The 8,500-nt window shown below is 68.1% G+C and carries 9 protein-coding genes and 1 pseudogene; 5 read left to right on the forward strand and 5 right to left on the reverse strand.

Annotated elements, in window-relative coordinates; genetic code table 11:
* The 3 genes and pseudogenes from ACPXB3_RS22025 to ACPXB3_RS22035 form a co-directional block, all read right to left on the reverse strand.
* A pseudogene (locus tag ACPXB3_RS22025) lies at positions 1-239 on the reverse strand (HNH endonuclease); the annotation flags it as partial.
* Positions 240-389: 150 nt separating this feature from the next.
* Positions 390-1,007 (reverse strand): LON peptidase substrate-binding domain-containing protein, encoded by a 618-nt coding sequence (locus ACPXB3_RS22030; protein ID WP_425707075.1) that lies wholly within the window; start codon positions 1,005-1,007, stop codon positions 390-392.
* A gap of 50 nt (positions 1,008-1,057) precedes the next feature.
* Positions 1,058-1,366, reverse strand: coding sequence for an antibiotic biosynthesis monooxygenase family protein (locus ACPXB3_RS22035; protein WP_425707076.1), 309 nt, complete (start codon positions 1,364-1,366; stop codon positions 1,058-1,060).
* A 77-nt stretch (positions 1,367-1,443) separates the two neighbouring features.
* Here ACPXB3_RS22035 and ACPXB3_RS22040 point away from each other — a divergent pair, with 77 nt between their 5' ends.
* Positions 1,444-2,283 (forward strand): alpha/beta fold hydrolase, encoded by an 840-nt coding sequence (locus tag ACPXB3_RS22040; RefSeq protein ID WP_425729742.1) that lies wholly within the window; start codon positions 1,444-1,446, stop codon positions 2,281-2,283.
* A gap of 76 nt (positions 2,284-2,359) precedes the next feature.
* Here the strand turns inward: ACPXB3_RS22040 and ACPXB3_RS22045 are convergent, their stop codons facing one another.
* Positions 2,360-3,307, reverse strand: a complete 948-nt coding sequence (locus ACPXB3_RS22045; protein WP_425707078.1) for a hypothetical protein — start codon at positions 3,305-3,307, stop codon at positions 2,360-2,362.
* Positions 3,308-3,360: 53 nt separating this feature from the next.
* Positions 3,361-4,257 (reverse strand): A/G-specific adenine glycosylase, encoded by an 897-nt coding sequence (locus tag ACPXB3_RS22050; RefSeq protein ID WP_425707079.1) that lies wholly within the window; start codon positions 4,255-4,257, stop codon positions 3,361-3,363.
* Here ACPXB3_RS22050 and ACPXB3_RS22055 point away from each other — a divergent pair.
* The 4 genes from ACPXB3_RS22055 to ACPXB3_RS22070 all read left to right on the forward strand — a co-directional run bounded on the left by ACPXB3_RS22055 (position 4,256) and on the right by ACPXB3_RS22070 (position 8,297).
* Positions 4,256-4,933, forward strand: a complete 678-nt coding sequence (locus tag ACPXB3_RS22055; RefSeq protein ID WP_425707080.1) for a carbonic anhydrase — start codon at positions 4,256-4,258, stop codon at positions 4,931-4,933. The two genes, ACPXB3_RS22050 and ACPXB3_RS22055, sit on opposite strands and share 2 nt — an antisense overlap.
* A gap of 112 nt (positions 4,934-5,045) precedes the next feature.
* Positions 5,046-5,831 (forward strand): hypothetical protein, encoded by a 786-nt coding sequence (locus tag ACPXB3_RS22060; RefSeq protein WP_425707081.1) that lies wholly within the window; start codon positions 5,046-5,048, stop codon positions 5,829-5,831.
* 136 nt (positions 5,832-5,967) lie between these two features.
* Entirely contained in the window at positions 5,968-7,152 is a 1,185-nt protein-coding gene (locus ACPXB3_RS22065; protein WP_425729744.1) for an acyl-CoA dehydrogenase family protein, read from the forward strand.
* The gene (locus tag ACPXB3_RS22070; RefSeq protein WP_425729746.1) at positions 7,149-8,297 is read left to right on the forward strand and encodes a CaiB/BaiF CoA transferase family protein; all 1,149 of its coding nucleotides are present in this window, start codon (positions 7,149-7,151) and stop codon (positions 8,295-8,297) included. The genes ACPXB3_RS22065 and ACPXB3_RS22070 overlap by 4 nt, the downstream gene beginning before the upstream one ends.
* The last annotated feature ends 203 nt before the right edge of the window (positions 8,298-8,500 follow it).

Here is an 8,500-nt window from a genome sequence, read left to right on the forward strand (position 1 = left end):
ATGTCGGTCACCGACCGAAACCCGAACCGGCGCTCCGCATTCCGGTCGGATAGCTCGACGATCTGCCGGTCACCCTGAAACGTCAGCTTGTTGATCGCGCGTTCATTGGCTGCCGCGACCTCCAGCAGTGTCTCGTCGGAGCACGGCGTCAGATCCGTCGAACCCATCTGATCGAGGAGGGCATGCAACAACGCCACCTGCTCATCCGGCGCAAGAGCCGGCAGATCGATCGTTGTCATTGTCACCCCCCGGTGCAAGCTTGCGAACACAAGTTCGCAAGAACATGTGTACGAGTCTACGCCCGAAAGATCCGATCAGCAACCCCGAGTCGAAAGTTTCTTTGAAGTTCTTTCTGGGGTGTCGGGTGCGCCGCCGAAGTCTCGAAACTGCTAGGCGCCGAAGCGAATCCGGGCTTCGAGGGTCGTCACCGCCTCGTCGAAGACATGGCAGCGGGCGGACCAGTCGTCGGCTTCGAGCAGATCCTGACGATCGGCGGGACCGATGGGCAGGCGCGCCGCCCACCCGAAGATTCCGACCGCGGCGAGGTCGGCGGCGTCGAAGCGGGGCACGTCGTCGTCGTCGATCTCGAGTCCGCGGGCCTGCAACGACGCGTCGACGAGCGCGCGAATCCGCGTACCGATGTCGACCAGATGTTGCACCGACGCGTCGTCGACGGCCGGCTCGGGCAGCGGCCGGATCAGTGCATGGGGATACGGGGCGTCGGGCAGCCATTCGATCACCCGGAACCGCCAGCCGCCGGTGCACGACAGCTGGGCCTGGCCGTCGGATTCGGTCACGACGGTGTCGATGTCGGCGAAGGTGCCGACGTCATGTCGTACGTCACCGCCGCCGACCTCACGCCCGCGGGCGATCAGCACGACACCGAAGCCCGAGGTGGGCGTGCCGTCACCGGACAGGCAGTCGCGCAACATCTGCCGGTATCGCGGCTCGAAGATGCGCAGCGGCAACTGTTCCCCGGGGAGCAGTGCCGCCCCGAGCGGGAACAAGGGCGCCGCGCGCGGGTCCGCGGCGGCGAAGAGATCAGGCCCGGTCGAGGTCAGGAGCTCGGCTTCGCGTCGAGCACCACCTCGAACTCGAGGAGGTCGGCACCGGAGGCGACGGGCTTGGCGCGCTCGCCGGAGTGGGCCTCGCGGGCCGGGCCGGCGGCCCACGCCTGGAAGTCCTCCTCGGTCTCCCACTGGGTGACCACGAAGTATCGGTCGTCGCCCTTGACCGGACGCAGCAACTGGAACCCGAGGAAGCCCTTGGAGCCGTCCACCGAGTGCGCACGGTTGGCGAAGCGCTTCTCGAGCTCGGCGCCGGCGCCTTCGGGGACATGGATTGCATTGATCTTCACAACTGCCATGGTGCTCAGCCTAGTCACCCGCCGTCGGTGGCCGTGTTCGTCGTGGTCAGAAGGTGTCCCGGGTAAGGTCGTCGGTTGTGTCGGAGGTTGTGGTCGATCGGGGGCTGCTGGACCACGGCGGACTGGGCGTCGACGATCCCGCCCTTGGTGTCGGGCCGATCGTGCTCGTCCACGGACTGATGGGACGCGGGCGCACGTGGCGGCGTCAGGTGCCGTGGTTGCGCCGGTACGGACGGGTCTTCACCTTCGACGCGGCCTTCCACCGCGGCGCAGACCCGGGCCCGGATGCGGCGACCGCCGGCCCCGACACCGCCGACCCCGACACCGCCGACATCTCGACCGAACGGTTCGTCGCCGATCTCGCCGAGATCCTCACCTGGATCGATCTGGGTCCGGCGGTGCTGATCGGCCATTCGATGGGTGCCCTGCACTCGTGGTGTGTGGCCGCGGACTATCCGGAACTCGTGTCGGCGCTGGTGGTCGAGGACATGGCACCCGACTTCCGGGGCCGCACCACCGAGAACTGGACGCCGTGGTTTTCCTCCTGGCCGGACCGCTTCGCCTCGCCCGACGAGGCCGTCGCGATGTTCGGTCCGGTCGCCGGACGCTACTTCTACGACGCCTTCGACGACGGACGGTTGCACGGTGATCTGCGCACCTGGACCGCGATCGCCGACGAATGGGGCCGCCGCGACTTCTGGGCGCAGTGGCGGCAGGTCGGCGTGCCGAGCCTGCTGATCGAGGCGCAGGCGGGGGTCACGCCGCCGGGACAGATGCGAAAGATGGCGTCGGACAACGATTTCGCGGCTCATGTGCTTGCGTGCGGGGCGGGGCATCTGGTGCACGACGACGCCCCCGGCTTCTACCGCGGGGCGGTGGAGGCGTTCTTGTCGGCGCTGCCGGGAGAGCGTCGATAGCGCCGGCCCACAAGCAGTTACGCCCGCCGCCACCATGGCGGTGACGGCGGGCGCCGGTGATCTGCAGGCGCGGAGACTACTGGGGTGCCGGCGCCACATAACCGCCAGTGAGCCGGCGATAGCAGTGGGCGTAGAACAGCTGTCCCAGCGGCCAGGTCACGATGAGGCCGATGTAGCAGAGGATCGTGCCGATGTAGGAGAGCACGTAAGCCACGACCAGTGTCAGCAGCGAATTCGATACCGACGAGCGTGCCAGTTGACTCGACGCGCTCATCGCCGCGCCGAGTGACAGCCGCCTGTCGATGACGAAGAAGATCGAGAACTGCAGCAGGAAGATCGCGATCAGGCCGGGGATGATGCAGAGCACCAGGCCGACCGCGGTGATCAGGCCGACGACGATGGCGGTACCGACGACCGGACCGAGGCGGTCCGGCTTCAGGAAGGTGGCCACGGTGACCGGCTGCCCGTCGGCGACGCGCAGCGCACCGGTGATCATCGACGCCGACAGGTACATGATGACGAGGAAGATCAGCAGATACAGCACGATTCCGAGGATGACGCTGCCCGCGCCGATGCTGCTGGTGGTGGTCTCATACGAGTAGTACTCGTTGCTGACCGTCTTGGTGGTCGTCGAGGCCGCCGAGATCACGAAGCCGAAGGCGACGATCACACCGCCGAGCAGGAACATGATCAGGCCCGGCACGATCATCGGACCCGGGTTGGCCTTGAATTGGGCCCACGCCCAGCTGAGTGCCTCGCCGATGTTCAACTGCTGCGGCGGGCCGCCGACGGGCGCGCCGGGCCCGGCAGCGCCGTAAGCGTCTGCCGGAGTGAAGGATTGGGGCGCACCGTACCCGGGTTGCTGCCCGTATCCCGGGGGTGGTGGCTGGCCGTACCCCGGAGGTGGTTGCTGCCCATATTCGGGTGGTGGTTGCTGGCCGTATCCCGGCGGTGGTTGCTGCCCATACTCGGGCGGCGGTTGCGGTTTGTTGAGGTCGGGTCCGTCATTTGGCGGTTCGGTCACCGGGACAAGTTAGCAGCCGATCGTCCGGCTTGGCGGGGTGTTCGGGCTGCGTGTCAATCGCCCTCCCCGGCCAGGCAATACCGGCCGTCGGCGGTGAGTTCCACCAGACCGTCGGTGAGCAATGAATCCAGTGCGCGGTCACGCTGGGGATGATCGGTGTCCCAGACGACGTCGAGGCGGCTGCGTTCGACCGGGATTTCGCTGCCGCGCAACACATCCAGCAGAAGTCCGCGCACCTGGCGGTCGGTGCCGGCGAACTTCTGGGTGCGCCTGCGCGGGCCGGTGTGGGCCGGCCGGCCCAGCGACACCCACGTGCAGGCGGTGACCGGGCACGCGACGCAGCCCGGATTGCGCGCCGTGCACACCAGGGCGCCGAGTTCCATCAACGCCGCCGAATACCGTGGCGCGGTGCGTGCGAGACGGCCGCCGGGCGTGCGCGGCAACAGCGCCTCGGCGTCGACGAGATCAGAGCGCGACGGATTCGCCGGTTCGGCACGCCCGTGTACCGCCCGGGCGATCACCCGCCGCACATTGGTGTCGACGACGGGGACGGGCTGTCCGTACGCGAAGCAGGCGACCGCGCGGGCGGTGTAGTCGCCGATGCCGGGCAGGGTGAGCATCGTCTCGACGTCCTGCGGTACGCGGTCGTCGTGGTCGGCGGCGAGCACCTTCGCGCACTCGTGTAGTCGCAGCGCGCGCCGCGGGTAGCCGAGTTTGCCCCACGCCCGCAGCACGTCGGCCGGACTCGACGCCGCCATCGCCGACGGCGTCGGCCACCGATGTACCCATTCCCGCCACGGCCCGACCACCCGGGACACCGGTGTCTGTTGCAGCATGATCTCGCTGATCAGGATCTGCCAGCCCGACAGACCCGGTTCGCGCCACGGCAGGTCGCGTTCGTTGCGGTCGAACCATCGGAGGATCACCGGCGGTGGCAGACTAGATCGCATGACTGCACTCACCCCGAAACGCGCATGGCAGATCCTCCTGGAGGGCAACAGGCGCTTCGTCGCCGGTGAGTCGAAACATCCCAGTCAGGGTATCGAGGACCGGCATCGGCTGGCCGGTGGGCAGAATCCGCAGGTCGTGCTGTTCGGTTGCGGCGACTCGCGAGTGGCCGCCGAGATCATCTTCGACCAGGGCCTTGGTGACATGTTCGTCATCCGCACCGCAGGGCACGTCCTCGATTCGGCGGTGATGGGCTCCCTCGAATACGGCGCGGACCTGCTCGAGGCGCCGCTGATCGTGATTCTGGGCCACGACAGCTGCGGCGCAATCGCAGCCACCCTCGACGCGCTCGACAACTTGCAGATTCCGGGTGGCTACATCCGCGACATCGTCGAACGCGTCACCCCCAGCATTCTCGCCGGCCGCAGCGAGGGCCTGCGCCGGGTCGACGAGTTCGAGGCCCGCCACGTCGTCGAAACCGGTCAGTTGCTGATGCAGCGCAGCCGCATCATCGCCGATCGGGTGGCGAGCGGAAAGCTGGCCATCGTCGGTCTGACGTATGCGCTCGACGAGGGTGCGGTCCAGTTGCGCGGGGTCTTCGGTGACATCGGCGTCGGCGATCAGTCGGTCTTTCCGGTGGCGAATCCGCAGGAGATTCCCGACGCCGAGTCGGCCTGAGGCCGCACCGGGCGGGTGGGCCGCGCCCGTTACCTCACCCCGGCCGCAAGATTCATGCGACACGCCGACCGACCTCGCCGGAGGCGGTCGGTGGGGCCGTTAGCGTTGGGGCGTGATCGAACCGCAAGGGCCACTCCCACCTGAGATCTATTGGCGACGCCGCATCGTCGCCGGCGGAGTGCTGGTTGTGGTGCTGGCCGTTGTGGTGGGTCTGGTCGTGTGGGCGCAGTCCGGCGGTGGCGGCAACCCGTCGAACACCGCGAGCAAGGCGAGTTCGTCGTCGACGACGCCGTCGACCGCGACGCCCAACCCGTCCGTCGACCCGTCGCAGGCCCCGTCCGGTGGTGGGTCCGGCGGTGGCGGTGCGCCGGCCGGCGGTTCAGCAGGCAGTAGCACCGCTCCGAGTGGTGCGGCCTCGAGCAGTGCGTCCCCATCGGATTCGGCAGCGCCTCCGCCGCCGCCGGGCGTGAACCCGGCCAACGCGAATGTGCCGCTGTGTCCGGACAATTCCATCGCGGTCGTCCTCTACACCGACAAGCCGACGTACACGACAGGCAGCCAGCCGGTGTTCACCCTGGTGGTCACCAACGCCGGGCTCAGTGCGTGCGCACGCGACGTCGGCAAGGCGTCTCAGGACGTCATCGTGCGCACCCTCGACGGCACGCGCACCCTGTGGGCGGCCCGCGATTGCGCCCAGATCAACACCGTCAACAATCAGGTCCTGCAACCGCAGCAGCAGGTCAAGGACACCATCACGTGGTCGGGCACCACCAGCAACCCGGGTTGCGACAAGCCACGCAACCCGGTGGCACCGGGTTCCTACCAGGCGATCGGCAAGATCGGCGAGAAGGAGTCGGCGCCGCTGACCTTCAACATCGTCGCCCCGGCCCAGCCCTGAGCCTCCGGTCCGCGGTGGGGCGGGCACCCGGCGTTGACCATGGTGCCGACGGGACATAGCGTGCGTGATGCGAGCCACATCGCAAGGTTCTCCCGAAGAGCCGCCCCACGCCTTCGCATTCGCCAGGAGGATGCACATGCCCGCCCAGGACATCACGCAGTTGTTCGCACTCGATTCGTTGCTCGACGCCGACGAGATCGCCATCCGCGACACCGTCCGCGAGTTCGGCAGCCAGCGGCTGCGGCCGCACATCGCCGACTGGTTCGACGACGGCCGGCTGCCGGCGCGCGAACTCGCGCGCGAACTCGGCCAACTCGGTGCGCTGGGCATGCATCTGGAGGGCTATGGCTGTCCGGGCACGAGCGCGACCGCCTACGGGCTGGCCTGTCTGGAACTCGAGGCCGTCGATTCCGGAATCCGCAGCCTGGTGTCGGTGCAGGGTTCGCTCGCGATGTTCTCGATCCACCACTGGGGCAGCGAGGAGCAGAAGCAGGAGTGGTTGCTGCGCATGGCCGCCGGTGAGGTGATCGGCTGCTTCGGGCTGACCGAGCCCGACTTCGGGTCGAACCCTGCAGGTATGCGCACCAACGCCAAACGTGACGGCGACGACTGGGTGCTGTCCGGCACCAAGATGTGGATCACCAACGGGTCGATCGCCGACGTCGCGGTGGTGTGGGCGCAGACCGATCTGGCGGAATCGCCGCGCGGCATCCGCGGTTTCATCGTCCCGACCGACACCCCGGGCTTCTCGGCCCCGGAGATCCGGAAGAAGATGTCGCTGCGTGCATCGGTCACCTCCGAGCTCGTGCTGGAGGACGTGCGGCTGCCCGCGTCGGCGATGCTGCCGGAGGCGGCCGGTCTGCGTGGACCGCTGACCAGCCTGGGTGAAGCCCGCTTCGGCATCGTCTTCGGCGCGATGGGTGCGGCGCGCGACTGCCTCGAGGCCGCCGTCGACTATGCGCAGTCCCGCGCGGTCTTCGACAAACCCCTTGCGGCATACCAGATCACCCAGGCCAAGATCGCCGACATGGCCCTCGAGGTCGGCAAGGGTCACCTGCTCGCCTACCATCTCGGCCGGCTCAAGGACCGCGGCGAGATCCGGCCCGAACAGGTGAGCACCGGCAAACTCAACAGTGTCCGGGAGGCCATCGCGATCGCGCGTGAATGCCGGACCATCTTGGGCGCCAACGGGATCACGCTGGAGTACCCGGTGATCCGCCACGCCAACAACCTCGAGTCGGTGCTCACCTACGAGGGCACCTCGGAGGTCCATCAGCTGACCATCGGCAAGGCATTGACCGGGTCGGATGCATTCCGGTGAGTGACGCCGGCGCCCGGCCGGCGCCCGGTGCGCTGGACGGCCTGGTGATCGCCGACTTCGGCCGCGTCCTGGCGGGCCCGTACGCCACCATGCTGCTGGCCGATCTCGGTGCCGAGGTCATCAAGGTGGAACGTCCGGCCACCGGTGATGACACCCGCAGCTGGGGCCCGCCCTGGGTGGGCGACGACTCGTCGTACTTCCTGTCGGTGAACCGCAACAAGAAGTCCGTTGCCCTCGACCTCACCGATCCTGCCGGCTCGGCCGCGGCCCGCGAGCTGGTGCAGCGCGCCGACGTGCTCGTCGAGAACTTCCTTCCCGGCACGCTGGACCGCCTCGGCCTCGGATACGACGAGGTGGCCCAACAAAATCCGGGGATAGTCTACTGCTCGGTGACCGGCTTCGGCGGGGACAACCAGCTCCCCGGCTACGACCTGCTCATCCAGGCCGTCGGCGGGTTGATGAGCATCACCGGACCTGACGCCGACACCCCGACCAAGGTCGGTGTCGCGGTGGTCGACGTCATCACCGGTCTGCATGCGGCGGTGGGAATCCTTGCCGCCCTGCGGTATCGGGAGCGCACCGGAAAAGGACAGCGGATCGAGGTCAATCTGCTCTCGTCGCTCATCTCTGCACTGGCCAATCAGTCGTCGGCGTATGTGACCGCCGGGGTGGTGCCGCACGCCATGGGGAATCGGCATCCGAGTATCGCGCCCTACGAGGTGTTCGCCGCCGCCGACCGTCCGCTGGTGCTCGCCGTCGGCAACGACCGGCAGTTCGCCGCCCTCGCCGAGGTCCTCGGAATGCCCGAACTCGCAGCGGATCAACGCTTTTCGACGAACGAGGCGCGCGTCGCCCATCGCGAGGAGCTGACGCCGATCCTCGCCGATGCGCTCGCCGTCGACACCGCCGACGGGTGGTTCGAGATCCTCACCGCCCGCCGCGTGCCGTGCGGGCCGCTCAACGACATCGCCGACGCGGTGGCCCTGGCGCAGCAGCTCGGCCTCGGACCGACCGTCGAAATCGACGATCCCCGTCGCGATACACCGATCACACAGATCGCCAATCCCGTCCGGATGAGCGTTACGCCTGCGTCGTATCGGGCCGCCCCGCCCCGGCTTGGTGAGGACAACCCGGCCGGGCTCTAGGGCGGAGGTGACGGACCTGCGTCGGCACCAGAACCCACGTGCCAGGGCCGGGCGCCTATGAAATTCTCAAGGAACAGTTGCGGTCCCGGCGGACCGGGTGCAAGGGTCGGAAAGTCGTTGTGGGTAAGCCAGTTTCAGGCAGCGACACTGTCGAGTCGTAGGGTGCGTCGGTTGTAGGCCGGTTGTGGTCGTCGTTTGGGATC

Origin of the sequence: Gordonia sp. DT219, assembly GCF_049847065.1 — a bacterium.
GTDB lineage: Bacteria > Actinomycetota > Actinomycetes > Mycobacteriales > Mycobacteriaceae > Gordonia.

Coding starts and splice junctions, on each gene's coding strand:
- ACPXB3_RS22035 (WP_425707076.1), bottom strand. CDS start 1,366: ATGGCAGTTGTGAAGATCAATGCAATCCATGTCCCCGAAGGCGCCGGC.
- ACPXB3_RS22055 (WP_425707080.1), top strand. CDS start 4,256: ATGACTGCACTCACCCCGAAACGCGCATGGCAGATCCTCCTGGAGGGC.
- ACPXB3_RS22050 (WP_425707079.1), bottom strand. CDS start 4,257: ATGCGATCTAGTCTGCCACCGCCGGTGATCCTCCGATGGTTCGACCGC.
- ACPXB3_RS22065 (WP_425729744.1), top strand. CDS start 5,968: ATGCCCGCCCAGGACATCACGCAGTTGTTCGCACTCGATTCGTTGCTC.